At 63.3% G+C, this 26,183-nt stretch carries 23 protein-coding genes; 9 read left to right on the forward strand and 14 right to left on the reverse strand.

Going from position 1 to position 26,183, the window contains the following annotated elements; genetic code table 11:
- Window positions 1-249: 249 nt before the first annotated feature.
- The 3 genes from rho to hemE form a co-directional block, all read right to left on the reverse strand.
- Entirely contained in the window at window positions 250-1,515 is a 1,266-nt protein-coding gene (gene rho / locus U1R88_RS18535; RefSeq protein WP_068283433.1) for a transcription termination factor Rho, read from the reverse strand.
- 243 nt (window positions 1,516-1,758) lie between these two features.
- Window positions 1,759-2,199 carry a protoporphyrinogen oxidase HemJ gene (gene hemJ / locus U1R88_RS18540; protein ID WP_068283436.1) on the reverse strand — a complete coding sequence of 147 codons (441 nt, stop codon included), beginning with the start codon at window positions 2,197-2,199 and terminating at the stop codon, window positions 1,759-1,761.
- Window positions 2,200-2,291: 92 nt separating this feature from the next.
- Complete coding sequence (hemE, locus tag U1R88_RS18545; RefSeq protein ID WP_322432569.1) at window positions 2,292-3,314, reverse strand: uroporphyrinogen decarboxylase; 1,023 nt, start codon at window positions 3,312-3,314, stop codon at window positions 2,292-2,294.
- A 632-nt stretch (window positions 3,315-3,946) separates the two neighbouring features.
- On the opposite strand from hemE, the gene U1R88_RS18550 reads away from it, so the two are divergent.
- Genes U1R88_RS18550 through U1R88_RS18560 form a run of 3 tightly spaced genes read left to right on the forward strand, consistent with a single transcriptional unit; the run spans window position 3,947 to window position 5,910 of the window.
- Window positions 3,947-4,786, forward strand: coding sequence for a pyruvate, water dikinase regulatory protein (locus U1R88_RS18550; RefSeq protein WP_068283441.1), 840 nt, complete (start codon window positions 3,947-3,949; stop codon window positions 4,784-4,786).
- A gap of 10 nt (window positions 4,787-4,796) precedes the next feature.
- Window positions 4,797-5,417, forward strand: a complete 621-nt coding sequence (locus tag U1R88_RS18555) for an SRPBCC family protein (RefSeq protein WP_068283444.1) — start codon at window positions 4,797-4,799, stop codon at window positions 5,415-5,417.
- A 22-nt stretch (window positions 5,418-5,439) separates the two neighbouring features.
- Window positions 5,440-5,910 carry a hypothetical protein gene (locus tag U1R88_RS18560; RefSeq protein WP_322432570.1) on the forward strand — a complete coding sequence of 157 codons (471 nt, stop codon included), beginning with the start codon at window positions 5,440-5,442 and terminating at the stop codon, window positions 5,908-5,910.
- 115 nt (window positions 5,911-6,025) lie between these two features.
- Here the strand turns inward: U1R88_RS18560 and U1R88_RS18565 are convergent, their stop codons facing one another.
- Window positions 6,026-9,727: an autotransporter outer membrane beta-barrel domain-containing protein gene (locus U1R88_RS18565; protein WP_322432571.1), complete on the reverse strand. Its 3,702-nt coding sequence runs from the start codon at window positions 9,725-9,727 to the stop codon at window positions 6,026-6,028.
- Between the two features lie 655 nt (window positions 9,728-10,382).
- Here U1R88_RS18565 and U1R88_RS18570 point away from each other — a divergent pair.
- Window positions 10,383-12,440 carry an oxidoreductase gene (locus U1R88_RS18570; RefSeq protein WP_322432572.1) on the forward strand — a complete coding sequence of 686 codons (2,058 nt, stop codon included), beginning with the start codon at window positions 10,383-10,385 and terminating at the stop codon, window positions 12,438-12,440.
- A gap of 11 nt (window positions 12,441-12,451) precedes the next feature.
- Here the strand turns inward: U1R88_RS18570 and U1R88_RS18575 are convergent, their stop codons facing one another.
- Both U1R88_RS18575 and U1R88_RS18580 read right to left on the reverse strand, forming a co-directional pair.
- Entirely contained in the window at window positions 12,452-13,114 is a 663-nt protein-coding gene (locus tag U1R88_RS18575) for a TetR family transcriptional regulator C-terminal domain-containing protein (protein WP_322432573.1), read from the reverse strand.
- Window positions 13,115-13,150: 36 nt separating this feature from the next.
- Complete coding sequence (locus U1R88_RS18580) at window positions 13,151-13,930, reverse strand: transporter substrate-binding domain-containing protein (RefSeq protein WP_322432574.1); 780 nt, start codon at window positions 13,928-13,930, stop codon at window positions 13,151-13,153.
- Between the two features lie 338 nt (window positions 13,931-14,268).
- On the opposite strand from U1R88_RS18580, the gene U1R88_RS18585 reads away from it, so the two are divergent.
- Complete coding sequence (locus U1R88_RS18585) at window positions 14,269-14,748, forward strand: hypothetical protein (protein ID WP_322432575.1); 480 nt, start codon at window positions 14,269-14,271, stop codon at window positions 14,746-14,748.
- A gap of 27 nt (window positions 14,749-14,775) precedes the next feature.
- On the opposite strand, the gene U1R88_RS18590 is transcribed toward U1R88_RS18585, so the two are convergent.
- The 5 genes from U1R88_RS18590 to U1R88_RS18610 form a co-directional block, all read right to left on the reverse strand.
- Window positions 14,776-15,960 carry a serine hydrolase domain-containing protein gene (locus U1R88_RS18590; protein WP_322432576.1) on the reverse strand — a complete coding sequence of 395 codons (1,185 nt, stop codon included), beginning with the start codon at window positions 15,958-15,960 and terminating at the stop codon, window positions 14,776-14,778.
- 218 nt (window positions 15,961-16,178) lie between these two features.
- Window positions 16,179-17,213 (reverse strand): ABC transporter substrate-binding protein, encoded by a 1,035-nt coding sequence (locus U1R88_RS18595; RefSeq protein WP_322432577.1) that lies wholly within the window; start codon window positions 17,211-17,213, stop codon window positions 16,179-16,181.
- A 105-nt stretch (window positions 17,214-17,318) separates the two neighbouring features.
- A complete protein-coding gene (locus tag U1R88_RS18600; RefSeq protein ID WP_068283473.1) occupies window positions 17,319-18,119 on the reverse strand; it encodes an ABC transporter permease in 801 nt (266 codons plus the stop codon).
- Complete coding sequence (locus U1R88_RS18605) at window positions 18,112-19,032, reverse strand: ABC transporter permease (protein WP_322432578.1); 921 nt, start codon at window positions 19,030-19,032, stop codon at window positions 18,112-18,114. The genes U1R88_RS18600 and U1R88_RS18605 overlap by 8 nt, the downstream gene beginning before the upstream one ends.
- The gene (locus tag U1R88_RS18610) at window positions 19,032-20,144 is read right to left on the reverse strand and encodes an ABC transporter ATP-binding protein (RefSeq protein ID WP_425545449.1); all 1,113 of its coding nucleotides are present in this window, start codon (window positions 20,142-20,144) and stop codon (window positions 19,032-19,034) included. The genes U1R88_RS18605 and U1R88_RS18610 overlap by 1 nt, the downstream gene beginning before the upstream one ends.
- Window positions 20,145-20,374: 230 nt before the next feature.
- Between U1R88_RS18610 and U1R88_RS18615 the strand changes: the two genes are divergently transcribed.
- The 4 genes from U1R88_RS18615 (at window position 20,375) to dnaQ (ending at window position 23,391) form a co-directional block, all read left to right on the forward strand.
- A complete protein-coding gene (locus U1R88_RS18615) occupies window positions 20,375-21,016 on the forward strand; it encodes a Maf family protein (RefSeq protein ID WP_322432580.1) in 642 nt (213 codons plus the stop codon).
- An 18-nt stretch (window positions 21,017-21,034) separates the two neighbouring features.
- Complete coding sequence (locus tag U1R88_RS18620; RefSeq protein WP_322432581.1) at window positions 21,035-21,868, forward strand: shikimate dehydrogenase; 834 nt, start codon at window positions 21,035-21,037, stop codon at window positions 21,866-21,868.
- A 107-nt stretch (window positions 21,869-21,975) separates the two neighbouring features.
- Window positions 21,976-22,566, forward strand: coding sequence for a dephospho-CoA kinase (gene coaE / locus U1R88_RS18625; protein WP_322432609.1), 591 nt, complete (start codon window positions 21,976-21,978; stop codon window positions 22,564-22,566).
- Between the two features lie 135 nt (window positions 22,567-22,701).
- Complete coding sequence (dnaQ, locus tag U1R88_RS18630; RefSeq protein WP_322432582.1) at window positions 22,702-23,391, forward strand: DNA polymerase III subunit epsilon; 690 nt, start codon at window positions 22,702-22,704, stop codon at window positions 23,389-23,391.
- A 32-nt stretch (window positions 23,392-23,423) separates the two neighbouring features.
- Here dnaQ and U1R88_RS18635 read toward each other — a convergent pair whose 3' ends face one another.
- The 3 genes from U1R88_RS18635 to secB form a co-directional block, all read right to left on the reverse strand.
- Window positions 23,424-24,350, reverse strand: coding sequence for a DMT family transporter (locus U1R88_RS18635; RefSeq protein WP_322432583.1), 927 nt, complete (start codon window positions 24,348-24,350; stop codon window positions 23,424-23,426).
- A gap of 121 nt (window positions 24,351-24,471) precedes the next feature.
- Complete coding sequence (locus tag U1R88_RS18640) at window positions 24,472-25,488, reverse strand: WD40 repeat domain-containing protein (RefSeq protein ID WP_322432584.1); 1,017 nt, start codon at window positions 25,486-25,488, stop codon at window positions 24,472-24,474.
- A gap of 166 nt (window positions 25,489-25,654) precedes the next feature.
- Window positions 25,655-26,137 (reverse strand): protein-export chaperone SecB, encoded by a 483-nt coding sequence (secB, locus tag U1R88_RS18645; RefSeq protein WP_068283502.1) that lies wholly within the window; start codon window positions 26,135-26,137, stop codon window positions 25,655-25,657.
- Between the last annotated feature and the right edge of the window lie 46 nt (window positions 26,138-26,183).

Genomic DNA, 26,183 nt, shown 5'->3' on the forward strand with positions numbered 1-26,183 from the left:
AGATGGAACGCCTGTATGCTCTCGCTCGTTGTTCCCAACCCTATCTCATGGACTGCCGGAACGACTTTGCGATATCTGGCCAAGCCACCGCCATATTAGCCCTTGCAGGAGCGGTCTTCTCCCACAGTACCAGAAGGAGAACTGCACCTTTTCTTGCTCGGCTGCTCCATTCCGTCTCCGAATCGATGCCGATAGCAAAACGGCCCGGCATGCTGCCGGGCCGTTCACAATAGCGTCCTGATGGATGTATCAGGTGTTCATCGAGTCGAAGAAGTCTGCATTGAGCTTGGTCTGCCGAAGCTTGTCGAGCAAGAACTCGATGGCGTCGACGGTGCCCATCGGATTGAGGATGCGGCGCAGCACATACATCTTCTTGAGAATGTCGTTCGCCACCAGCAGCTCTTCCTTGCGGGTGCCCGAGCGGGTGATGTCGATCGCCGGGAAGACGCGCTTGTCGGAGACCTTGCGGTCCAGGATGATTTCCGAGTTGCCGGTGCCCTTGAACTCTTCGAAGATGACTTCGTCCATGCGCGAGCCGGTCTCAATCAAGGCCGTCGCGATAATGGTCAGCGAACCGCCTTCCTCGATATTGCGGGCAGCACCGAAGAAGCGCTTGGGGCGCTGCAGGGCGTTGGCGTCGACACCGCCGGTCAACACCTTGCCGGAGGAGGGCACCACGGTGTTGTAGGCGCGGCCGAGGCGGGTGATCGAATCAAGCAGGATGACCACGTCGCGGCCATGCTCGACCAAGCGCTTGGCCTTCTCGATCACCATCTCCGAAACCTGCACGTGGCGGCCGGCCGGTTCGTCGAAGGTGGAGGAAATCACCTCGCCCTTCACCGAACGCTGCATGTCGGTGACTTCTTCCGGACGCTCGTCGATCAGAAGCACGATCAGATAGCATTCGGGATGGTTGGCGGTGATCGACTGGGCGATGTTCTGCAGGAGAACCGTCTTGCCGGTACGCGGCGGCGCCACGATCAAGGCGCGCTGGCCCTTGCCGATCGGCGAGACGATGTCGATGACGCGCGAGGAATAATCCTTCTTGGTGGCGTCGCCGATCTCGAGCTTCAGCCGCTGGTTGGGATAGAGCGGCGTGAGGTTGTCGAAATTGATCTTGTGCTTGGTCTTGTCCGGATCTTCGAAATTGATCGTGTTGACCTTGAGCAGGGCGAAATAGCGCTCGCCATCCTTGGGAGAGCGGATGATACCCTCGACTGTGTCGCCGGTGCGCAGGCCGAACTTGCGGATCTGCGAGGGCGACACATAGATATCGTCAGGGCCGGGCAGATAATTGGCCTCGGGCGAGCGCAGGAAGGCGAAACCGTCCTGCAGCACCTCGACGACACCCTCGCCGACGATCTCGACCTCGCGATTGGCGAGCTGCTTGAGCACGGCGAACATGAGTTCCTGCTTGCGCATCGAGGAGGCGTTCTCGACCTCGAGTTCCTCCGCGAAGGCAAGCATTTCGATTGGGGTTTTGGATTTGAGATCCTGAAGTTTGATTTCCCGCATGGGGGTCCTTGTTGGGGGATCGATTCGTTTCATGACGCGCATCAAAAAGCGCGGATAGAAGGATTTTCGGGGGGAACAGGTCTTGTTATCGCCAGACTTAGTCTTGCGTCAGCGCCGTGGCCGGGTTCGACACCCATACCCTCAAGACGCCAGCCTGCAATGGAAGGAGAAGCGCTTTATACAGCCGGCTCCGCGCCTGGGCAAGCGGGCGGACCGGCCAAATGTCGAAAAAGCGCGAAATCCTCAGAAGGGCTTCACCACCACCAGAATGACGATCAGGATCATCAGCACGGTGGGAATTTCGTTGATCATCCGGAAGAATTTCGCCGGGCGAACATTGCGGTCCTCGGCGAATTCTCGCGTCAGCTTCGAAAACCAGCCATGTACGCCCGAAAGCACCAAGACGAGCAGGAATTTAGCATGGAACCAGGGCTGGTGGTAGAAGCCAGACGACCACACCAGCAGAAGGCCGAAAATCCAGGTGGCGCCCATGGCCGGGTTGATGATGGCCTTCAGAAGACGGCGCTCCATCACCTTGAAGGTCTCGCTCTGGATCGAGCCCTTGGCAGCCTCGGCATGATAGACGAACAGGCGCGGCAGATAGAGCATGCCCGCCATCCAGGCGATCACGGCGATGATGTGCCCCGCCTTTACGAGATCATAGGCCGTGCTGCCATAGTCCATCGCGTCGTTCCTGCCATTTGGTGGTGCCGCCCCTTCTCCTCATCGGCGAGAAGGCTGCTTTTCCGGCACGGACGATCATCAGTCTAGCAACCCTAGCCCCTGATTCGCTTCAGCATCTGTTCGACATGGGCGATCGGCGTCTGCGGCACGATGCCGTGCCCCAGATTGAAGATGAAGGGCCGGCCTGCAAGGTTTTCGAGGATGCGGTCGAGCGCCCGGTTCAACGGATCGCCGCCCGCCACCAGAGCCAGCGGATCGAGATTGCCCTGCACCGGCTTCAGGGGCAGTACCTCGCGCGCGGCCCAGGCCGGATTGACAGCCCAGTCGAGCCCGATGGCATCGACTGCCACGGCTTCGGCATAATCGCGATAGAAAGAGCCGGCGCCACGCGGAAAGCCGATGATGCGCGCCCCGGGATGACGCGCCCTGACCCCCTCAACGATGCGCTTCGCCGGTTCGATAGCCCAGCGCTCGAACTCGTCCGGCGGCAGGATACCGGCCCAGCTGTCGAATATCTGGACAGCGTCGACGCCATTTTCAAGCTGGGCTGCCAAATAATCGATCGAAGCCGCCACCAATCGGTCGATCAGGGCGGCGAAAAAGGCCGGATCCTGATAGGCGGCGAGGCGCGCCGGGACCTGGTCCTTCACCCCGCGGCCGGCGATCATATAGGTCGCCACCGTCCAGGGCGCTCCGCAAAAGCCGAGGAAGGTCACATTGGCCGGCAAGGCTGCCTTGACCTGGCGGATCGTCTCGAAGACCGGCGCAAGGTGATCGAGATCGACCTGAGGCTTGAGCCCGGCCAGACCGGCGAGATCGGTGACCGGCTCCAGCCGCGGGCCCTCGCCCTCCTCGAACCAGACTTTCTGCCCCAAGGCGTCGGGTACCACTAGAATGTCCGAGAACAGGATAGCGGCGTCGAAGCCGAAGCGCCTGATCGGCTGCAAGGTCGCCTCAACGGCGAGATCGGGCGTGTAGCAGAAGTTCAGGAAGCCCGAAGCCTTGGTCCTGATCGCCCGATATTCCGGCAGATAACGTCCTGCCTGGCGCATCAGCCAGATTGGCGGCACTGCCTGAGCCTTGCCGGCGAGGACGTCGAGGAGAGGTTTGGTCATGTCGGTCAGGCTTTCTCGGCAACACCAAGCAGGGCAATCGATCGAACCGACGTTTCGGTCGGCTGGCCCGGCTGAAAGATTGAAACGTCGCTGGAGTATCAGATCCATTCGTGAAGGGCGTATGGGAAATCCAGCCCGTGTGGATTCTCCCGATCGAACCGAGAGCGCGATCCGACCTACCGCCAAAGAAAATAGAAAAGAGAGATATGAATCTTCATTCTCTTTCTTCTTAACGCTTCGTTTACCGTGCTTCCTCGCCGTCCACAATCTATTCACAGGCGACAGGAGAATGCCGCCGAAAATTCAATGCGAAAAATCGGGAGAAAGCCTTTCGGATTCCGGCCGTTGAATCAAGGCAGTGGCGGCAAGCTCAGGGGGAGGGCGCCGAGTCTCACTTAGCGCCTTATGAGTCTTTTGCAGCCAAGCACGTGGAATCCCATCCCAAGCGATCAGCCTGTTGATGAAAGATCGAGTTCTTCCACAGCCTCTCTTAAGAAGGGGTTAAGGCCTTTCAGCTGTCCCCACTTGTCCACAATGCCATCCCGCGCCAATTTGAAACTTACAGACATTGCAGGGTTTCCCGGCGGGGCCTCTTTGTGGACCTCGCTGGGAAACTCTGATTAGGTCCTGTCATGGTCACAAGAAGCTTCTTCCATCTTCACCTGGTTTCGGACTCCACCGGCGAGACTTTGATCATGGCCGGGCGGGCTGTTGCCGCCCAGTATCCGGCGGTCTCGGCGCTCGAGCACATCTATCCGCTGGTGCGCAGCGAGCGCGATCTCGATCGCACCATCGCCGAGATCGAGGCCAACCCTGGTGTGGTGCTCTATACCCTGGTCGAGCCCGAGCTGGCGGAGCGGTTGGAGCGCAGTTGCCGCGAGATGGGTGCGCCAGTGCTGTCCGTGCTGCAGCCGATCTTCGACCTGTTCAAATCCTATCTCGGTACTGAGGTAATGGTGAAGCCCGGTGCCCAGCATGTGCTGAACGCCGATTATTTTCGCCGCATCGACGCGCTCAACTACACGATGATGCATGATGACGGCCTGATGCCGACCGACTACGAGGAAGCCGATGTATTGCTCCTCGGCGTCAGCCGGACCTCCAAGACGCCGACCTCGATCTATCTGGCCCATCGCGGCGTCAAGACCGCCAATATTCCGCTGGTGCCCGGCGTGGCGCTGCCGCCGGAGGTCGAGCATCTGAAGAACCCGCTGATCGTCGGACTGTTTGCCTCACCCGAGCGTATCGTGCAGATCCGCGAGAACCGGGTGCTGACGCTCAGCCCGCATCACGACGTCGATACCTATACCGACCGCATGGCCGTGGCCGAGGAAATCGCCCAGTCGCGGCGCCTGTTTTCCCAGCGTGGCTGGCCGATGATCGACGTCACCCGCCGCTCGATCGAGGAAACCGCAGCAGCCATCCAGGGCTTGCTGCGTGCCCATCGCCGCGCCCGCATCGTGGAGACGTGAGGGCAAGCGCATGCGGGTTCTGGCATGGTTGGCGGGAATCCTGGGAAGTATCCTCCTGGCCTATTACGGCGGAGGTTCTCTTCTGCCCGACCATGTCAGCATCTATCGCAAGACGGAAATCGGCCGGCCACCCTCTGCCGTCTTTCCGCTGATCAACGACCTCAGGGCCTTCGACCAGTGGTGGCTGTTCACCAGCCCGAATCCAGCGCCGAAGCCTGATCAAGCCGGCCCGACGACGATCAGCGGACCTTCATCCGGCGTCGGCCAGAAACAGATCTGGCTGGTTCGCAACGGATCCGATCGACAGCTGGAGATCCTCGGCCAGATCGAAATCGTCGAGAGCGAGGCCGATCGGCATGTCGCCATTGCCGTCGATGTTCCCGACTGGCTGTCGGGACGTTTTCGTTTCGACCTTGCCGGAAACGGCGACACCCAGCTCGAATGGGCATCCGATGTTGCGCTGGATACAACCTTCAAGCGCTGGGCCGGCTATCTCTTGGCTGACAAGGCCATAGGCCCGCTGGAGGAGATTTCGTTGGCGCAGCTCAAGGAACTGGCCGAAACCGGCACGATCCGCCGGCCTGAACCGGTCAAGCCTGCGAAGACGGACTCTCCACCCACGGCGAGCTGACGAAGTTCGGGAACGATTGCCGATGATAACCGATGCAACACCTGTGGCGCCGAAGCCGCGCCCGGTTCTGAGCTTCCTCATCCACCTCGCCTTCAGCCTCATCGGCATCGCCCTCGCTTCGCTCACTGCGGCCCTGACCTATATCGGCGCGATGATGGTTCGATCCGACACCGGCCTCGCAGACGCCGGCGATGTCCAAGCGCTGATCGGTTTCCTGACCTATATGACCGTGTTGCTCGCGGGCCTGCCGGCGCTTCTGACCCGTACCCTTCTGCAGTTGCTCGGCTGGCAGGCACCCTGGCTTTATATGGCGGCCGCTGCGATCGTTGCGGCCGTCAGCTCGGTCTATCTGATGTTCGGCACCGAGTGGATTTCCAATGGGAGCACCGAATTGGCCCGGGTAGCCTGCGGCTTCGGCTTGATGGGCGCTCTCTGCGGCCTGGTGTTCTGGCTGGTGGCAGTGCGGCTACCGGCCCGCTTTTTGAGGCAATAGGTCTTTTCGGCCGAAACGGCATCCCATCCTTTCACCAGTGCCGTGGGACATTCGTTATTGCCTCACGGCGGTGGAAAAGCACCCGCGATTCACTCCCGTGACTTCGTGGGCAAGCCTACCATCTGTAACGCAGCCCCGCGGTCCCCTTGAGGGTGTAGTTGTCGCCGCCCTTGCCGGATAGCGCCATGGCATAGCTTGCCTCGCCATAGGCACTCCAGTTCTTGTTCCAGGCATAGGTTGCGCCGGCGCCGACCTCGCCCCACAGGCGGCGATTGCTCTGCACCAGCGAGGCGCCGGAGACCTTCACGCTCCTGCCCTTCAGGAACTCGTAAGTGAGGTTGGCGATGCCGTAGAACTGCAGGCTCGCCGTCTGGCCATTGGCATCCTGCCAGCTCGACAAATGTTCCAGCCGGATGCCGGCGCGGCCCTGGAGGCTGTCGCCCCGGCCGAGCGCAATGCGGTTGCCCAGATTATCGGTGAAGCTGGAGAAGTCGACATGGGTCCAGGCGAGCTGGGCCTGCGGCACCACCGCCCAGCCAGAGCCGAGCTCATAGCGCTTGCCGACCTCCAGGCTCGCCGCGGTCGACCAGCCCTGGTTGCGGCCGTTCTTGTTCGACAGGCTCGAATCGTACCAGGTGAACTGGCCAATGGCGTCGGCATAGAGACCGTCATGGCCGAGCCAGGTCAGGTTGGCGCCGATGCCATAGCCCTGGGTAGTGATTCGGCCCTTGGCCCGGGCCGCTCCCGTCGCCGGGTCGTTGCTCACATCGATGCGGGCTGTCGAGGTGCCGATGATGGCATAGGCGCCGAGGGTGAGATCGCCCGCCGTCGTCTCCCTAGCCACGCCTTCATAGCCGGCCTGCAGGAAGCCGATGCTCTGATTGTAGGCCGAGCCCGTCCTGGGCGCGAAGGAAGAATATTGCCCCCCCATCCGCCCCCAGGCACCCTGGCCGATCAGCGTTGGCCCACCCTTGGCATAGGCCATGGCTCCGGCGGGCGGCAGATTGGCCGCGACCACGGCCGTGCCATCGGGCCAGATGCGATTGCCGGTGCGCTGCTGCAGGGTGCCGAGCGTCGCCTGCGCGAAGTTCGACAGAACGTCCGCATAGGGCAGGGCCGTCTGGCTGTTGGGCGACAATTTGCCGGTCGAGCGCAGATACCAGTTCTGGTTGTCGGCATCGTCGCCCACGCCGCCGAGATAGAGGTTGTAGTCATAGGCACCCGCCGCCACGGCAGCGCCGAGGCTGAAGGCACCGGCCTGCGAAGTGCCGCCGACATGGATCACCTCGATGCCATTGGCGGTGGTCGCCGCACCGGGACCGCCGCTGTTGCGGATATTGAGCGTCGTCGTCCCAGAGACATCGCCGTCGACGATCAGCTTGTCGGTCGGCGCATTGTCCGAGGCCAGATAGGTGTTAAGCTCGAGCGTGCCGCCATTGCCGACATAGTCACCCGCTACCGTAAAAGTCTTCCCCGTGTTGGGATTGTTGGCGTTGAGGTCGATCGTGCCGGCATTGGCGACGCTACCGGAGACAGTAACCGCCTGGATGCCCGCTGCCGATGTCACTGTGCCGCCACCCTTGACGTCGAGCATCTCGGTGGCGAGGTCGCCGGTAAGGTTGAGCGCGCCACCCGAGCGCACATTGACCTTCTCCCAATTGGCGATCTGAATATTGTCGGGCATTCCAGCGGAGGTCGAAGACCCCGTGATGGCGCGGTCGAGGTTCAGTGTGTCGATCATGCCGTCACTGCTCGACACGTTGTCGCCACCGTCGAGGGCGGTGAGGGCGGAAATATCCGCGCCGCCGGCGATGTTGACGGTATCGCTGCCATTGCCGAGCCTGATCGCTCCGGAGACCTTCGAGCCGCTCTGCAAAGTGGCGGTTGCATTGCCGTCGGTATCCCGGACACCGAGGCCGGAGGAAGCCGAGACATCGGAGCCAGCCTGAAGGTTGATCGCAACGGTGGAACCGGTGATGGTATTCGTCTGCACGCCGGCGCCCGAACCGCCCGTGACCAGGGCGGCGACATTCACGGTCGTCGTTCCCGTGCCATAGTTGGTGGCACCGATACCGTCGGCGGCGCCCTTGATCTCGCCCGCCGTCTGCTCGACCTTCAAATCCGTTCCATAAGTGGTCGCGGAGACACCGCTGCCTGAAGTACCGGTCACCGCGCCGGCCGTCTTGATTGTTGTCGCGCCCGTGCCGACATTGGTTGCGTTGACGCCGTCGCTGGAGCCGGAAATCTTGCCCGCCGTCTGTTCTATCTTCAGATCCGTGCCGTAGCTATAGGCCAGGACGCCGGCTCCGGAGGACCCCGTCACCGTACCAGCCGTCGTCACGGATGCCGTGCCCGTACCCCCATTTTCGGCGTTGATGCCGTTGGTGCCGCCCGAAATCTCGCCGGCGGTCTGCTTCACCGTCAGATCGGTGCCGGTATTCGAGGCGTAGACACCATTTTCGGAGGAACCGGTCACCGTGCCAGCCGTGGTGACGGCGGTGAAGCCCTGGCCGCCATTGGTGGCCTTGATGCCGGTACCACCGCCCGTAATCGACCCCGCTGTCTGCTCTAGCGTGAGATTCTGCCCATAATTGGTCGCCAGGACACCGGTACCGTTTGCGGCCGAAGCGCTGACCGTGCCCGCCGTGATGACGGCGGTCGAGCCCGTGCCGGTATTGGTTGCGCTGATGCCGCTGGAGACCCCCGATATCTTGCCGGCCGCCTGCTCGACCTTCAGATCCTTGCCGCTACTGATGGCAAGGACACCGATTCCGGCAGTACCGGTCACCGTGCCGGCCGTCGTAACGGTGGTCGACCCCTTGCCGACGTTGGTGGCGCGGATGCCAAAAGTGGATCCCGAGATTGATCCAGCCGTCTGGGTTACCGTGACATTGCCGGTGGAGGCGTTGTTGACGATCGAGGCTACCACGCCCGCGCTCTGCGGTGCGAAGGTCCCGGCAACCGTGCCGGCCGTCGTCACACCGACCGAGCCCAGGCCGTAATGCTGGGCAAGAATGCCGGCATCGCCGCCGCTGATGCTGCCGGCCGTCTGGTTGACGGTGACAGTGCTGGTGGACTGCGCATTCCATGCGGAGGCATAGACAGCCGCGTAAGAAAAGTAGCCGCTGTTGGTTGCTCCCGTCGACGTGATCGTTCCGGCCGTCGTGACCGTTGTCGCGCCCAATCCGTAATTCTCGATCCGTATGCCGCTCATCATGGCGGAAATGGTGCCGCCGGTCTGGTTGATGGTGGCATTGCCCGTGCCGGCAGAATTGCCGTAGACGGCATAGACTCCGAAGGACTGGAAATTATCCATCGAACCGTTCACCGTTCCGGCCGTGGTGATGGTCATTGCCCCCGTGCCGCTTTGGAAGGCATTGATGCCGTACATGAGGCCCGCGATGGTTCCGGCGGTCTGGTTGATCGTCAGGTCCGTGCTGCCGGCATTGTTCCGTGCGTTCACCCCGGCAGTGTAGGGGTTGGAATTGTAGACCAGGCTCGTGGCGGATCCGGCCGATGTGATGGTCATGGCACCGGGGCCGTTATTTGTCGCGGCGACGGCATCCCAGCCCGTTCCGGTGACAACGGACGTCGAGTCCAGCGATAGGGAGGTAAGCGGCGTGTCCGTGATATTCAGGTTGCCCATATTGCCCGAGCAGGCATAGGCATTGGGGCCGGCAGTGCAGGCGGCCCATGCGCGGTCGGCATTTCTGACTAGGGCGCCAGGCAGCATTACCGGCGCTGCGATGAGGCCGGCGGCCAGCGCGGCCAGCGAAATGGAGGAAAGCGAGGTGCGGAACACGAACGGGGCAAGCAATCGGCTCGCGGTGGTCCTGATCGGCTGGTGCCTTTGTCCTGCAGAGGATTTGTTCTGAGAGCCGAAGGAATTCTTGCGTCGTTTTGTCATTTTTCTTGCTTTGACCGGTTGGTGCGATAGCGCACATATCGAGGCCGGCGACGCAGGGCGGTGTGCGATTTCGCACACTCAAAAGCATTATGTCGTTGATACTAGGGGTATTCTGCCCACGCTTTGCGTGGCGAAGCCGTCCGTGGCCTGCGGGGCGTGAGCGGCCCTCCAGACCGATGGAGGGGCGGCATGTGGCCTTAATTTTTTCAGCAAAATCAGAAGATTAAATCCTCTGTCGCTGCTGGAGCCGGGGTTGAGCGATCGGCCTGGTGGCAGAAATTTCACCCGGTCTTTGACGGCTATTGCGAGTCAGAAGGCTAAGCCAAAATCAGTATTTGCTGCCAGACCATCGCTGTTTCACGCGGACGGCCTGCATCAAACCGTGTCTTCGAAACCTGAGACGATATCCTCCACATACTGCCTCGCCTCGGCGGAGTGACGAGGCCGGCTCCAGTCGGACGGCGTTCGTCACCCTCCTGCATCGTGACAAAAGCCGCGAGCGCTTGCGTTCCGCCGCGAAAAGCCTATCTTGTTGAACGAACGTACAACAAGAGATCGACCCGCGATGGCCCGCAATCCGCGATATGACATTCTGTTCGAGCCGGTACGGATCGGTCCGGTCACCGCGCCCAACCGCTTCTACCAGACGCCCCATGCCACCGGCATGGGCTATCTCAAGCCCGAAAGCGGCGCGAGGCTGCGCGGCATCAAGGCCGAGGGCGGTTGGGGGGTGGTGTGCACCGAATATTGCTCGATCCATCCGAGCTCCGATGATTCTCCCTTCGGCTTTTTAACCCTGTGGGACGAGGATGACGTGCGCTCGCTCATTCCCACGGTCGAGGCCATCCATGCCCATGGCAGCCTCGCCGGCGTGGAGCTGTGGCATGGCGGCTCCCATGCCAATAATCGCCTCACGCGCGAACCGGTCCTGGCCCCGTCGGCCCGTCCGGCCCTGATTCCCCAGCCTGGCAGCGCGCGCGCCATGGACAAGGCCGATATCAAGGCGTTCCGGACCTGGCACCGCGACGCCGCCCTGCGGGCAAGACGTGCCGGCTTCGACATCGTCTACTGCTATGCCGGTCATGACTATCTGCCCTTCCAGTTCCTGTCGCCCCGCCTCAATTTGCGCGGCGACGAATATGGCGGCAGCCTCGCCAATCGCACCAGGCTGCTGCGGGAACTGATCGAGGACATGCACGAGGCCGTCGGCGATCGCTGCGCGGTTGCCGTGCGTCTGTCGGTCGACGAATTGCATGGGCCTCGCGGCATCACCTCGCAAGGGGAAGGCCGGGAAATCCTCGCCATGCTGGCGGAGCTGCCGGATCTATGGGACGTCAACGTCTCCGGTTCGCTCGGCAATGACTCCCGCTCCGCCCGCTTCAGTAACGAAGGCTTCCAGGAAGAGCATGTCGCCTTCGTCAAGGCCGTTACCAGCAAGCCGGTGGTGAGCGTCGGGCGTTTCACCTCGCCCGACAGCATGGTGAGCCAGGTCCGGCGCGGCATTCAGGATTTCATTGGCGCGGCCCGCCCTTCGATCGCCGATCCCTTCCTGCCCAGGAAGATCGACGAAGGGCGGGAGGACGAGATCCGCGAATGCATCGGCTGCAATATCTGCCGCTCGGCGAACAACGAGGCCGTGCCGCTGCGCTGCACGCAAAATCCCACCATCGGCGAGGAATGGCGGCGCGGGTGGCATCCCGAACGCATCGAAACGGCAGCTGCGGGGTCGTCCCGCGTGTTGGTGGTAGGAAGCGGCCCGGCGGGCCTCGAATGCGCCCTCACGCTAGGGCGTCGCGGCCACCGCGTAATGCTGGCGGAAGCCGAACGCCGGCTCGGCGGGCGCATCAATCGCGAATCCACCCTTCCGGGGCTCGCCAGCTGGGCCCGCGTGCGCGACTACCGCCTGCATATGATCGGTAAGCTCTCCGAGATCGAGATCTTTCCCGAGAGCCCGCTGGGCGCCGAGGATATCCTGGCGCTTGAGGCGGAGCATGTCGTGCTCGCCACCGGCAGCCACTGGCGGCGCGATGGCATCGGCAGCCTTGGCGAGGAGGTGGCGGAACTCGGCACCGACCGGATCCTCACGCCCGACGATGTCTTTTCTGGCGCCGAGGTCACCGGGCCGGTGCTGATCTATGACGACGAGCACTATGCCGTCGGTGGTGCGCTGGCTGAGACCTTCCGCAGGCAAGGCCATGAGGTGTGGCTGGCCACCCCGGCAGCCGTGCTGTCGAGTTGGACCGTGATGACGGACGAGCAGTTCTTCATCCACAGGCGGCTCTTGGAACTTGGCGTGGAACCGCTGCTCGGCCAGTACCTGGCCAGGGCAGCGGGGGGCGTGGCAGAACTCGCCTGCACCTATACTGGCCGGATCCGCCGGCATGATTTCGGCACCCTCGTCCTGGTCACCGGCCGCGTGGCGGAGGATGGCCTCTATCGCGAACTGGCCGACACGGCGGGTCGATGGCAGGAGGCCGGCCTCCGCTCCGTCACTCGCATCGGCGATTGCCTTGCACCCTCGTCGATCGCCGATGCGGTGCATGCCGGCCATCGCTGGGCACGCGAGCTCGACAGGCCGCCGGCCGAGATCGTGCCGCGCCGGGAACGGTCGCTGCCGGCTTGAACGTTCCGCGCTTATCGCAGGGGGCCGAGTGCGCTTTCGAGCAGGCCAAGGCTGGCTTCCTCGGCCTCGGCCGGTGTCACCACCTTGGCATCGAGGCACCATTCCAGCCAGAGGCCATCGACCAGGGCAATGAAGTTGCGGGCGAGCCCGGCCGCGTCGACCTGACGGCCGCGATGGGTCGCGAGCGTGGCGATTTCGAGGGCCAGTTCGCCCCGATACGCCTCGTAGAGGCGCCGGTGGGCCCGGCGCAGCTTGTCGTTGACCGCGATCTCGCCCCAGAGCGCCAGCCAGACCAGGAGATTGTCGCGGGTGAAGGAGCGGGGCTGGAAATTGGAACGCACCAAGGCAAGCAGAACGGCCTCGGGCGAGCGCTGCGCCTGATCTTCGCGCTGCCGGCGGGCCTGCGCGATATGCTCGCTGACGCTTTCATAGAGCGAGGACTGGTAGACCTCGACCAGGAGATCGTCGAGGCTGCCGAAATGATGGTTGATCAGGCCACGCGAGACCTGGGCTTCCTTGCAGATGCTGTCGATGGTGAAGGCGGCGATACCGCCCTTGGCCAGAGCGCGTATCGCCGCCTCGATCAGCTGGCGCCGGCGGACGTCCGCGGTTTCACGGTTGAACCGGGGTGCGCGCTTGGCGGGGCGGGGCGGTGCAGGCGAGGCTGAGGTCAAACCGGATCGCTTTCTCCCGGCACCGGCAGGACGCCCTCAGTCCTTGGGCGGCGTGCCGATATCGAAGTTGAAATATCTCTTGGCGAGCCTGTCGAACTCACCGCTTTTGTAGACGGCAGTGATGCCTGCATCGAGCCTGGCCTTCAAGTCGATATCGCTCTTGCGCAGGCCGCCGGCGATGCCCGCCTCGAAAATCGGGTCCCTGGGCACGTTCTTGACCTCGCAGCATTCGCCGTCCTTGCCCTTGAGAAAATCGGCCAGCGCGATGCTGTCGGCCAGGCCGAGATCGAGCCGCCCGGCGACGAGATCGGCATTGGCGGCATCCTGGGTCGAGTAGGTCTTCACGATGGCTTCGGGATAGGCGCGAGCGATATAATCGGCATAGACCGTGCTCGTCTGCACGCCGACAGTCTTGCCCTTCAGTCCGCCGGGCGAGAAGTCGAAGCTGTCGCCCTTGGCGCCGACGAAGTGGGCCGGGGTGGTATAATAAGGGATGGTGAAGGCGATTTGCTGGGAGCGTTCCGGCGTGATGCCCATCGAGGCCCAGATCACGTCGATCTTGTTTGAATTGAGCGCCGGGATGATGCCGTCCCAGGCGGTCTGGACGATCTCGCAATCGAGCTTGGCGGCTTTGCAGACGGCCTTGGCGAGATCGACTTCGAAGCCGGCCCATTGCCCCTCGGCATCCTTGGCCGCGAAGGGCGGATAGGGTTCGGCGGCGAGGCTGACGCGGGTCGGCGCGGCCTCGGCCCCGGTGATGGCGACGTAGAGCAGGGCGGCGGCGGCGATACAACGCGTCCCGATGTAAAGAGGCATGGTGTCTTTCCGTTCTCTCTGGCTGCACAGGCATGACCGCGGAGGATCGGATGATCGGCAAGGGCAGGCATAGACGTTTCCCGGTGCCGAGCATCCTCCGCCACGGCCGTTGTTCTTTCTTATTGAACAAACGTACAACAAGGGAAATGGCGATGCAATGCTCATGCGGCCATGATGAACGCGGCCGACCCGAAGGCGTCGCGCACCAGCAACGGCGAGACGCCGGCGGGAAGCGATTTTGCTGTGAATTCGCGGAGTTGCGCGGGCAGGACGCCGCTCCCCCTTGCGACATGGCATAGGATGAGGGAGCTTTATCGACCAATGCGAGCGGGGTGTGAATGACCGGGGACCGGAGTCTATGGCCGCCAGGCGACCGTCCGGCGATCGTTTTTCTTGTTCATTTGGCTTTCAGCCTGCTGGGCATCGCCCTGGCTTCGCTCATGGCGGCGCTGGTCTATGTCGGCGCGGTGGCGTTTCAAGGCGGAAAGTTCTTCCCGCTGGATCTGCAAGAATCCTTCCCGGCCGCGACACCGGTCAAGAGCCTGGCCGTCCTGACGGCGATATTTGCCGTCATTCCCGCTTTGTTGGCCCGGGGAGTCGCGCAGTTGATCGGGTGGAGATCGCCCTGGCTTTACATCGCCGCGGCCGCGATTTTTGCCGTCGCCGCCTATTTCGAGATGGTCCGTACCGCGAAGCTTTTAGCAGAGGATCCCCGTCTTGCCATGGATGCCACGGCTTTTGCCGCGCTGGGTGCAACCTGCGGCCTGATGTTCTGGCTGGTGGCGGTACGATTGCCGGCTGGCCTGGCGAGGCGATGAGCCCGTCCATACCCGCCGGCCTCGCGCTCAAACCCTGGTGGCCAAGGCCTCGAACAGTTCGAGATTGAGCTTGTCGGTGGGATCGTCCACCGGCTCGGGCTGCGACGACATCTTGACGATAACCACTTCGGCGGCCGGGTTCACATAGAGCCACTGACCGTGAATGCCGATGGCCAGGAAGGCGCCGTTGGCATAGCCGGTCTGATACCATTTGTTGCGGTAGCGGCCCTGGCTGAGCAGATGCACGAAATCGCCCTGCTGCCAGGCCTCGGCGCTGCCGCCCCGGCAGGTGTCCTCGACCCAGCGCTGCGAGACGATGCGGTTCCCATCCAGACTGCCGCCCTGGCGCATCATGTCGCCGACACGGGCGAGATCCCGCGCGCTCATGCTGATGCCACCGGCAGCCCGTGCCGTGCCGGCCGCGTCGACGGTGACGATGCCGTCCTGGCGGGCGCCGAGCTTTTGCCACAGACGCGAGGAGGCGTAGTCGGCGTAGCGCTCGCCGCTGGCCCGTTCGACCACGATGCCGAGCAGATCGGAATTGGGCGAGCGGTAGCGGAAGGGGCCGCCATGCTCGCCGGCGCCCTTGGGCATGGAAGCGATGAAGCCGAGCAGCGTACCGGGATCCTGGCCGGGCGCCGAGGGATTCCACAAGGTGGCGCGCCGATAACGGGCAAATTCGCCGGTGGGATCGAGATAGGCTTCCTCGAAGGAAAGACTGACGCGCATGTCGAGCAGATGGCGCACGCTGGCGTCGGCAAAGGCCGAGCCGGCGACTTCGGGCACATAGTCGGCGATGGGCGCCTCGGGATCGAGCCGACCTTCATCCTCGGCGATGCCGGCCAGGATCGCGGTCAGCGACTTGGAGATCGAGAAGACGATGTGCCTGTCAGCACTGGTGAAGCGCGGGGCATGGTAGTCGGCAACGAAGCGGCCGGACTTCATCACCACCAGGGCATCGGTGGAGGTCTGCGCGAGGATGGCGGCGAGGGGATGGCTGTCGCCGCCGATCGTCAGCCTTTCGCGCAGCAGGCCGGAAGCATCGGCGTCCGGCGCCTCGGCCTTGGCGATGCCCGCCGAGATCCGCGCCGACGGGACCAGTTCGGAAACGTTGCGGAAAGCCCAGACATTCCAGGGCGCCTGGCGCCAATTGGAGAGCTGTACGGCATTGCGGGAAAAACCGTAGGCGGATTCGAAGGCTGAATGAGGCATGGGTGCTGAAGATGCGTCAATAATTGATGGGAGATCAGGGCATTGCACAGCCAGCCTTCTCCCCTTGCGGGAGAAGGTGGCGCGAAGCGGCGGGTGAGGGGAGAAACACAACCTTGCCAGGAGGGCGGTGCGAGACCCCTCATCCGGCCCGGCTGCGCCGGTCCACCTTCTCCCGCAAGGGGAGAAGGCAACAGCGCTCCGGTTGAGACTGACAGTCCCTATTTCTGCAGCTCGGTCCAGATCTTGCTGTAGAGCTCGGTCACTTCCGGCGGACAGGCGTGCGAGAATTCGGCGGTCTTCATGACCTCCTCCGGCACGTTTACCTCAGGTGCATCCTTCATGTCGGCCGGCATGAATTTTTCCGAGCCGGCGATGCCGTTGGCATAGCGGTGGAAGGCCGAGTTCATCGCCGCGTTTTCCGGGTCCATCATGAAGTTCATGAACAGCTTGGCGTTCTCGACGTTCTTGGCTTCCTTCAGCACGACGATGTTATCGCTCCAGAGCTGCACGCCCTCCTTGGGATAGCCGTAATGGATCTGCGGGTGACCCAGGCGCTGGCGCAGGGCCGAGCCGTTCCAGTCGCTGGAAGCCTTGAAGTCGCCGGCGCCCATCTTCTCGATGGTGTTGTATTCCATCGCGATCCAGTTGGGCTTGGCCTTGACCAGGGTGTCGCGCACCTTCTTGAGCAGGGCCTTGTCGCCGTCGCACATCTTGCCGCCATTGTAGCGCAGAGCGGCGTGGATGACGTCGTTCATCTCGGGCACGACATTGGTCTTGCCCTTCAGCTCGGCCGGCGTGTCGAAGATGATGCCCCAGGTGTTGATATCCCCCTTGTAGACGTCGGTGTTGACGACGACGCCGACCGTGCCCCAGGCCCACGGCACGGAATATTTGCGGCCGGGATCGAAGGGCGGATCGGCCCATTCCTTGGCGACGTTCTTGAAGTTCTCCATCTTGGACGGATCGACTTCCTGCACGAGGCCTTCGGAGATCCAGATCGGGATGAAGTTCTGCGAGGGCATGGCGATGTCGTAGCCCGTGCCGCCCTGGCGCACCTTGGCGAGCGCCGTGTCGTTGGAGTCGTAGTCGGTGATGGTGACCTTGACGTTGTATTTCTGCTCGAACTTCTTGATCATCTCCGGGCTGGTGTAATTGCCCCAGTTGAAGATGTTGAGCGCGCCCTCCGCGCTGGCAAGGCTCGTGGATGCGAGCAGCGCCAGGGCGGCAGCTGTGGCCGTCGATTTCCAGTTCATTTCTGTCTCCCGTTACGAAGCCGGGGCACCGGCTTGAGCTCTACAGCCCCTCATTGGCGACGCGGCGGCCGGGCGGGGGTTCGAGCCCCCGCTCCGGCGGCTGCGTCAATCTTTCTTCCTGCTGATGAAGAAGAAAATCGTGACGATGACGACGGACAGCAGCAGGAAGACCGTCGACAGCGCGTTGACTTCGGGTGTGACGCCGCGGCGCAGCTGGCCGAGCATGTAGGTCGGCAGCGTGTCCTGGCCGCCGGACTTGACGAATTCGGTGATCACCACGTCGTCGAGCGAGGTGACGAAGGCCAGCATCAGGCCGGCGAGGATGCCGGGCCAGAGCAGCGGCAGGGTCACGCGCCGGAAGGCCCGCCACGGCGTGGCATAGAGGTCGGCGGCGGCGCGCTCCAAGGTGAGGTCCATGCCCTCCAGGCGGGCGCGGATCGGCAGATAGGCGAAGGGCACGCAAAAGGCTGTGTGGGCGGCGATCAGATAGGCCAGGCCGTCATAGCCGGTGACGATCTTGATGCGGGAAAAGAAGATCAGCAGCGCCACGCCGGTGACGATCTCGGGCACCATCAGCGGCTGGTTGATGGCCGAATAGGTGAAGGTGAGGCCCGGATAGGCTTCGGTACGTGTGGTCGCCAGCGCTGCCATAGTGGCGCAGACGGTGGAGAGCACCGCGGCGATGGTGGCGATCTGGAAGGAGCGCAGGGTGGCATCGACCACCTGGTCATTGTTCCAGGCCGCCACGAACCATTTCAGCGAGAAGCCGCCCCAGGTGGAGACCGAGGAGGATTCGTTGAAGGCGTAGATCACCATCACCACGATCGGCAGATAGAGCAGCACGAAGCAGAGGAGCGCGATGGTGGTGAAGCCGGGCTGGCGGCGGATCGAGAAGGGCTCAGCCATGTTTCACTCCCGAACCGCCGGTGTTGCGCACATAGACCAGCAGCGCCACCATCACGATCGCCATCACCGTGATGGAGAGCGAGGCGCCCAGCGGCCAGTTGCGGCCCTGGCCGAACTGCAGCTCGATCAGGTTGGACAGCATCATGTTCTTGCCGCCGCCGAGCAGGTTCGGCGTGACATAGGCGCCGAGCGCGGGAATGAACACCAAGATGGAGCCGGCGACGATGCCGGGCTTGGTCAGCGGGATGATGATGCGGCGGAGCACCTGGAAGCGGCTGGCATAGAGATCATAGCCGGCCTCGACCAGGCGGAAGTCGAACTTCTCCATGCTGGCATAGATCGGCAGCACCATCAGCGGCAGGTAGACATAGGCCATGCCGGCCAGGATGGCGGTATCGGTATAGAGGATCTGCAGCGGTGCCGAGATCACGCCGAGCTTGATCAGCATCGTGTTGAACAGGCCTTCGTTGCGGATGATCTGCAGCACGGCGAAGGTGCGGATCAGAAGGTTGGTCCAGAACGGAATGGTGATCAGGAACAGCCAGAGGTCGCGCCGGTTGGCCGGCCGCGTCGAGATGAAATAGGCGGTGGGAAAGCCGAGCGCCAAGGTGACCACCGTGGTCATCAGTGCGAGCTTCACCGAACGCCAGAAGATGGTGAGATGGGCGCTGGCCAGTGACAGTGTATCGTCGAACATGTCGCGTTCGAAGAACACGGAGACCCAGCCGTCGGTGGAGAATTTCCACTTTACGTCGCCATAGGGGCCGGGCTCGAGGAAGGAATAGACCAGCACGATCAGGAGCGGGCCAGTGGCGGCGAGCAGGATCACCAGCAAGGCGGGCGCGGAAAGCAGCCAGCGGTTGCGGATTTCGCCCTGTCGGGTCTTGGCTGCGATTTCGGCGGCGTCCGTCATCAGTCCCTCAACACCCGGGCTGTGCCTTCGGCGAAGGTGACGCCAGCGCGCTGGCCAGGCTCGAAGGCCTGTCCTGGGCTGCTCGCGGCTCCAGCCCCAGTATTCTGCCGGCGCACGGTGAAGCGGGGGCCGTGATCGAGCCGTAGGTGAAAATGCGTATCGGTGCCGAGATAGACGACGTTCTCCACCGTTCCGGCCAGGAGGGCACCTTCGGCGGCGGTGAGCTGGGCATGTTCGGGGCGCACCACCAGCCAGGTCTTGTCGGCGGGCTGGTGCCCGTCGCTGAGACCGGCCGTGATTTCGCGGCCCGAGGGCAGCTTGACGCGGGCCTGGACGCCGTCGCGGCCGAGGAAATCGGTCTCGATGAAATTGGTCTCGCCGATGAACTCGGCGACGAAGCGTTCGGCCGGCGTGTCGTAGATGTCGCGCGGGCCGCCCACCTGCAGGATCCGCCCCGCCGACATCACGGCGATGCGGTCCGACATGGCCAGGGCCTCTTCCTGGTCATGGGTGACGAAGATGAAGGTGATGCCGGTCTCGTGCTGCAGGCGCTTCAATTCAAGCTGCATTTCCTTGCGCAGCTTGTAGTCGAGGGCCGACAGCGGCTCGTCGAGCAGCAACACCTTGGGTTGGGGCGCCAGGGCACGGGCGAGGGCGACGCGCTGCTGCTGGCCGCCCGAGATCTGGCTGGTCTTGCGATCGGCCAGATGCTCCATGCGCACCAGACGCAGCATCTGGGCGACCCGCGTGCCGATCTCGGCCTTGGGTTTGCCCAGCATCTCCAGGCCGAAGCCGATATTCTCGGCCACCGACATGTGCGGGAACAGGGCATAGCTCTGGAACACCGTGTTGACAGGCCGCTTGAAGGGCGGCAGGCCGGCAATGTCCTCGCCATAGAGCTGGATCTGCCCGGACGTAGGGAAATCGAACCCCGCGATCAGGCGCAGCAGCGTGGTCTTGCCGCAGCCCGACGGCCCAAGCAGGGTGAAGAACTCATTCTGGCGAATGGAAACGTTCACCGTATCCAGAGCGACGAAGGCATTGTCGCCAGCGCCGAAAACCTTCCGCACATCGCGAACTTCGATTGAATTGACAACCGTTCCGTCCGGCACGCACAACCCCTCATCTGCCTGGGCTTACAGCCAGGCTCGTCTCGGTTCATTTTTCTTGGCTTTTGATAATGTGATCACAATATCCGATAGTTTGCAACGGTCCGGCGTGCAGGATTTTTAGGCGCCCCCTGCGGCAGAACGCGGCGGTTGCGGGGCTTTTTTGGCCGCTCCCCTACGCAAAAGCCGGGCGGACTGCTAAGGCAGGGTAGAAAAACGGGATTTTCAGACGAATGAAAAAAGTTGACGGTCGGGCTGAAGGCAGGACTGGCGAAACATCGCCGCGCTTCATTCTGGCCTCCAAGTCGGCCATTCGCGACGAGATGCTCCGGGCCGCCGGGCTGGCGATCGAAGCAATCCCGGCATCGATCGACGAGCGCGGCTTCGAACGTCGATGGCAGGCGGACAATCTGGCTCCCGACCGGGTTGCCGAAGCGCTTGCCCGCGAGAAAGCCCTTGCCGTTTCCCGAGACGAGCCGGACGCGGTGGTGATCGGTGCCGATCAAACCATGGCCTTGGGCGAGCAGCGCTTTTCCAAGGTGGCAACCTTGGCGGAGGCCCGCGACAAGCTCCTCGCCTTGCGCGGACGGCAGCACGAACTGCATTCGGCCTATGCCCTGGCACGGAATGGCGAAGTCATCGCAAGCGGCGTTGCCAGCGCCCACCTGACCATGCGCGATTTCTCCGATGCCTTCCTCGACGACTACCTTGCCCGAGCGGGCGAGGCCATCCTGGGCAGCGTCGGCTGCTATCAGCTCGAGGGGCTGGGCGTGACCCTGTTCGAAGCGATCGAGGGTGACTATTTCACCATTCTCGGCCTCCCCCTGCTGCCTTTGCTCGCCGCGCTGCGCGAGCTCGGCCTTGCGCCCGCCTGAGCCCTTACAGGACCTGCCATGAAACGTGCCTTCGTCGTCGGCTATCCCATCTCCCATTCACGTTCGCCGCTGATCCACGGGTTCTGGCTGAAGGAGCTCGGCATTCAGGGCAGCTATGAGCGCATCGCCGTGGAGCCCACGGCCTTCGAGACCTTTATCGCGACCCTGGTCGAGCAGGGTTTTGCCGGCGGGAACGTCACCGTACCGCACAAGGAAGCAGCGTTCCGCCTTGCCAGCGTGGACGATCCTGTCGCGCGCGATCTCGAAGCGGTCAACACGCTCTGGTACGAAAATGGCGTGCTGAAAGGCATGAATACCGATGTCGCCGGCTTCCTTGCCAATCTCGACCAGGAGGCTCCGGGCTGGAGCGACGGGATGAAGCAGGCCGTCGTGCTGGGGGCTGGCGGCGCTTCTCGGGCCATTCTCTACGGGCTCCTGCAGCGTGGCGCCGAGCGGATCCTGCTGGTCAACCGCACGCTGGAACGGGCCGAAGCACTTGCCCGCCATTTCGGCTCGAAGGTCACGGCTTTGGCCTGGGACCAGGCCGAGACCGCCCTTGCAGGGGCCGATCTCCTGGTCAATACCACCTCGCTCGGCATGAAAGGCCAGCCGCCGCTCGATCTCGATCTCTCGCGCCTGCCGAAATCGGCACTGGTCACCGACATCGTCTATGTACCGCTGGAGACGCCGCTGCTCGCAGCAGCCCGGCAGGCCGGGCTTGCCACGGTGGACGGGCTCGGCATGCTCCTGCACCAGGCCGTTCCCGGTTTCGAGCGCTGGTTCGGCGCCAGGCCCGAGGTGACGCCGCAATTGCGGGCGCTGGTGCTGGCGGACATCGAGGCGAAAGCGTAGGATTTCCGGGTTTTAGGATTTCGCGGCTTGGGATTTCCTGGCGATCCCTGCTGGCGTCCCAGTGTGATCACGATGCGGGTGGGGGCGCGTGCCCCCTGGAGGCAATGATGACCTTCATCCTCGGCCTGACCGGCTCGATCGGCATGGGCAAGTCGGCGACGGCAGCGATGTTCCGGGCGCGGGGCGTGCCGGTGCACGACGCCGATGCCACGGTTCATCGTCTCTATGCCGGGCCAGCCGTGGAGGCGGTGGAGGCGGCCTTTCCGGGGGTGTCGGTGGACGGGGTGATCGACCGCGCCAAGCTCGGCCGACAGGTATTCGGCAATGCCGAGGCGATGCGCACCCTCGAGACGATCGTGCATCCGCTCGTCCATGCCGCAGAACAGGATTTCCTGGCCGCTGCCCGGGCCAGAGGCGCGAATCTCGCCGTGCTCGACATTCCGCTGCTCTATGAGACGGGCGGCGAGCGGCGCTGCCGGGCCGTGGCGGTGGTCTCGGCGCCCGCCCGCATCCAGCGCGAGCGCGTGATGGCGCGTCCGGGCATGGAGGAGGAACGCTTCGCCGTGATCCTGGCCCGGCAGGTGCCGGATGTGGAAAAGCGTCGCCGCGCCCACTTCATCATCGATTCAAGCAAGGGTCTCGACTTTGCCCAGAGTCAGGTGGATGCCATAATCGCGGCCCTGTCCTCCACCGCTTGAGTCGGTGAGGTGAAAAATGGTCATTTGCAGCGTCGCTTCGCTTGCCAAGACGAAAGTCTTGGCTAGGCTCTCTCCTCCCATTTGACTATTTTTGACCTCATCAAATTCCAAACCATAGCTGACGACGGACCCTAAATGCGCGAGATCATCCTCGATACCGAAACCACCGGCCTCGATCCCAATGAAGGGCATCGGCTGGTCGAGATCGGCTGCGTGGAGATGATCGACCGCAATCCCACCGGTGCCACCTGGCACAAATATTTCAATCCCGAGCGAGACATGCCGGTGGAAGCCTTCAACGTGCATGGGCTCTCGGCCGAGTTCCTGTCCGACAAGCCGCTTTTCGCCGAACTTGCCCAGGAATTCGTCGATTTCGTCGGTGACGCCCATCTCGTCATCCACAATGCCGGCTTCGACATGCGATTCCTCAATGCGGAGCTGAAGCGGGTCAACCTGGCGGCCCTGGCGATGGACCGGGTGGTCGATACCCTGGCCATGGCGCGGCGCAAGCATCCCGGCGCGCGTGCCTCGCTCGACGAGCTCTGCCAGCGCTACGGCATCGACAATTCCAAACGCGTCAAGCACGGCGCCTTGCTCGACGCCGAGATCCTGGCCGAAGTCTATATCGAGCTGACCGGTGGACGTCAGACGGCGCTGAGCCTTGCTTCGGCCTCCGCCGCCATCGTCGCGCGCGGGGGCGGCGGCGCGGTCAGGCCTCGGCCCAAGCCGCTGCCCTCGCGCATCCGGCCCGAAGAACTGGCCGCCCATGAAGCGTTCATCGCCAGCCTGGGCGAGAACGCCTTGTGGAAGAAATATGCGGGGTAGCGGCACCCCGGTCGGGAGATCGGCCTTTTGTCTCAGGCCGCACGCAACCGCCTGAACAGGCGGCCATCGATAGCCATCAAAGCCACGCCGATCAGAGCCATCCCGACGAAATGCTTCGGTTGGAGCCTTTCTCCAAGCACGAGCGCGCCGAGCAGGATGGCACTGATCGGGATGAGGAAGGTCACGAGGGCCAGATTGGTGGCGCCTGCCGTGGTCAGGATGCGGAAATAGAGGATATAGGCGAGTGCCGTCGACAGGGCAGCCAGGCCGAGGATCGCCGTCCAGACCGGCAGGCCCGGCATGGCCAGTGTCCAGGGCCGGTCGACCAGAAGGGCTACGGGCGCCAGCATCAGGGCAGAAGCGGTGACCTGTCCGGTGGCGGTAACCATCGGCGGTACGCCGAGTATCTTGAAGCGGCGGCCAAAAATGGCAGCGAGGGCATAGGAGAGGGCAGCGCCGAGCACGGCCAACTGTGCCGCGACTTGTGAACCCAGGCCGGCGAGCACCTGCGGGCCGACCATCAGCGCCACCCCGGCAAGCCCGACGAATACACCGACAAGACGATGGCCGGTCATGCGCTCTTCTCTCGTCAGCAGATGGGCGGCGATCACAGTCCATAGCGGTGTCGTGGCGTTGAGGATGGCGGCAAGGCCCGAGGCGATCTCGGTCTGGCCCCAGACGATGAGGCAGAAGGGTGTCACGTTGTTGAGAAGGCCCATGCCGAAAAAAGCGGTCCAAAGACGGGGCTCACGCGGCAGGGAATGGCCGTAGAACGGCAAGACCGTCAGCAGGATGAGCGCTGCCAGGCCGACGCGCAGCAGGACGATGGTGAACGGCGGCAGGGCCGTCACTGCGATGCCGGTGAAGAAGAAGGACCCGCCCCAGAGCAGCGAGAGGGCGAGCAGCAGGCCCCATTCGGCGAGGCCCATGGAGCGATTGGGCGTGACTGGTATCGTCATGGGACATGTCCACAGAGCGAGTTTTCCCGAGATCTGCGGCACTGGTCGGGCCGATGCCACCCGCTTCCTGCGATCCCGGAAAAGATGCGTTTCGACCTGTCGCTATTTCCTGAGGTTTATATCAGCCGTCTATGGCGAACAAAGCGTAGCCCGACCCCTCGCGGCCACTGCGGCGCACCGCAAGCCGGCGACCATCGGCTGACCAGGACGCTTCCGAGGCGAGCCTCGGGACGACCGCATTGACGAGGCGCTGGCCGGTCCCGATGTCCCAGACCTGCAGGATACCATCCGCCCCGACCGGGTGCAGGATCACGGATAGTCTGCGCCCATCCGGTGACAGCAGCAGCCAGCTGGTCGAAATCTGTTGGTTGGCAATGCCGAGATAGCGGCTCGATCTGTGGCCGTCGGCCTGTATGATTTCGATCACGCCCTTGTCTGCGCGGACCACGGCCGTGGTGCCGTCGGGCGTATTCACCGGCATGTCGCCGGAGCCGAATGCCCTGTTCCAATTCACCTGGCCCCGATCGATCTTTTCCCCCGCGATCGTCCAAGCTCCGGTGAAAAGTCGAAACCGCCGATTGTCCGGATCGAACTGGCCGAAGCCGGACCGGCTTGCGGGAATGTCGTCCATCGGCTTTTCCCAGCCGGCTTCGCTGCCCACCAGGGGCATGAGCTTGAGGGTCGCCGCCACCTGTTCAGTGGCGGCAGGGGCAGCCGCCTTGCCCGGCTGCGGTACGGCCATCGCGGCATGGCGGCCGTTCCAGGCGAGCAGAATGGCACCGTTTAGGCGGCCTTCCTCGAAACCGCCGAGCGGTGTGCGGTTGAGAACCGCGCCCGACTCTGCCGATACTTCAAGCAATGTATAGCGTTGGGGAATGGCGCCGGTTGCAGTGGCCGGCTGGGTTTCGGTCATTGCCAGGGCCAGGCGATCGCTATCGCCCTCGAAGGCCATCGCCGGATTGTTGAGGCTTTTGCCGTCGAACAGAGCCGGAAATTCATGGGCGGCGATGCAGCCGCTGCGGCGGAGCCAGACGTCGATGAGGCCGCAGCTGTGCAGTTGCTGGCCGATGGCGTAAATGCCGCTGCCAACGAGCATGGCCGCGGCAAGGCATCCGACGATCAGTCGCCGCGTTCCCAAGCCAATTCCTCCTGCATCCGGTTCCTGCTGCTGCGGAGCGCGGCGCTATGATCGAAATTCGATCATAGCGCCGCTTCGGGAATGGCGCTTGTTTCACAAGATACCAGGCGGTGCCTCGGGTGTGCGCCGCCGGCCCTGTTCAGGAGAGCTTCGCAGTCCGCGACGATCAGGCCTGGCCGACGGTCGGCTGGCTCTGGGCGAGGCGGTTGCGATAGAGCGCCACGAAATCGATCGGATCGATCATCAGGGGCGGGAAACCGCCATTGCGCGTGCAGTCGGCGATGATCTGGCGCGCGAAGGGGAAGAGCAGGCGCGGGCCTTCGATCATCACCATGGCATGGATGTTGTCTTCGGGAATGCCCGCGAGGCGGATCACCGCGCCATAGAGCAGCTCGAACTTGAACAGGGTGTTGGCGCCTTCGCCGGCGCCGCCTTCGATCGAAAGCTCGACTTCATAGTCGGGGCCGCCGAGCGGCTTGCCATTGACGTTGACGGTGAGCTGGATCTGCGGCGAGTTCTGCAAATTGCCGAGCGAACGCGGTGCGTTGGGGTTCTCGAAGGAGAGATCCTTGATGTATTGCGCCAGCACGTTGAGGGAGGGCTGGACTTCCTGCGCCTCTTCGGGGCCGTTCTGCTGTTCGTTCGCCATTTCGAGTTCCTTAGTGGGTGTGCAGCCCTTGGGCCGAAGGAAAAAG

This window comes from Labrys sedimenti, assembly GCF_034424805.1.
Lineage (GTDB): Bacteria > Pseudomonadota > Alphaproteobacteria > Rhizobiales > Labraceae > Labrys > Labrys sedimenti.

Bases quoted from the DNA above. Each gene is read 5' to 3' on its own strand.
- rho (WP_068283433.1), bottom strand. From the start codon at position 1,515: ATGCGGGAAATCAAACTTCAGGATCTCAAATCCAAAACCCCAATCGAA.
- hemJ (WP_068283436.1), bottom strand. From the start codon at position 2,199: ATGGACTATGGCAGCACGGCCTATGATCTCGTAAAGGCGGGGCACATC.
- hemE (WP_322432569.1), bottom strand. From the start codon at position 3,314: ATGACCAAACCTCTCCTCGACGTCCTCGCCGGCAAGGCTCAGGCAGTG.
- U1R88_RS18550 (WP_068283441.1), top strand. From the start codon at position 3,947: ATGGTCACAAGAAGCTTCTTCCATCTTCACCTGGTTTCGGACTCCACC.
- U1R88_RS18555 (WP_068283444.1), top strand. From the start codon at position 4,797: ATGCGGGTTCTGGCATGGTTGGCGGGAATCCTGGGAAGTATCCTCCTG.
- U1R88_RS18560 (WP_322432570.1), top strand. From the start codon at position 5,440: ATGATAACCGATGCAACACCTGTGGCGCCGAAGCCGCGCCCGGTTCTG.
- U1R88_RS18570 (WP_322432572.1), top strand. From the start codon at position 10,383: ATGGCCCGCAATCCGCGATATGACATTCTGTTCGAGCCGGTACGGATC.
- U1R88_RS18580 (WP_322432574.1), bottom strand. From the start codon at position 13,930: ATGCCTCTTTACATCGGGACGCGTTGTATCGCCGCCGCCGCCCTGCTC.
- U1R88_RS18585 (WP_322432575.1), top strand. From the start codon at position 14,269: ATGACCGGGGACCGGAGTCTATGGCCGCCAGGCGACCGTCCGGCGATC.
- U1R88_RS18590 (WP_322432576.1), bottom strand. From the start codon at position 15,960: ATGCCTCATTCAGCCTTCGAATCCGCCTACGGTTTTTCCCGCAATGCC.
- U1R88_RS18595 (WP_322432577.1), bottom strand. From the start codon at position 17,213: ATGAACTGGAAATCGACGGCCACAGCTGCCGCCCTGGCGCTGCTCGCA.
- U1R88_RS18600 (WP_068283473.1), bottom strand. From the start codon at position 18,119: ATGGCTGAGCCCTTCTCGATCCGCCGCCAGCCCGGCTTCACCACCATC.
- U1R88_RS18605 (WP_322432578.1), bottom strand. From the start codon at position 19,032: ATGACGGACGCCGCCGAAATCGCAGCCAAGACCCGACAGGGCGAAATC.
- U1R88_RS18615 (WP_322432580.1), top strand. From the start codon at position 20,375: ATGAAAAAAGTTGACGGTCGGGCTGAAGGCAGGACTGGCGAAACATCG.
- U1R88_RS18620 (WP_322432581.1), top strand. From the start codon at position 21,035: ATGAAACGTGCCTTCGTCGTCGGCTATCCCATCTCCCATTCACGTTCG.
- coaE (WP_322432609.1), top strand. From the start codon at position 21,976: ATGACCTTCATCCTCGGCCTGACCGGCTCGATCGGCATGGGCAAGTCG.
- dnaQ (WP_322432582.1), top strand. From the start codon at position 22,702: ATGCGCGAGATCATCCTCGATACCGAAACCACCGGCCTCGATCCCAAT.
- U1R88_RS18635 (WP_322432583.1), bottom strand. From the start codon at position 24,350: ATGACGATACCAGTCACGCCCAATCGCTCCATGGGCCTCGCCGAATGG.
- secB (WP_068283502.1), bottom strand. From the start codon at position 26,137: ATGGCGAACGAACAGCAGAACGGCCCCGAAGAGGCGCAGGAAGTCCAG.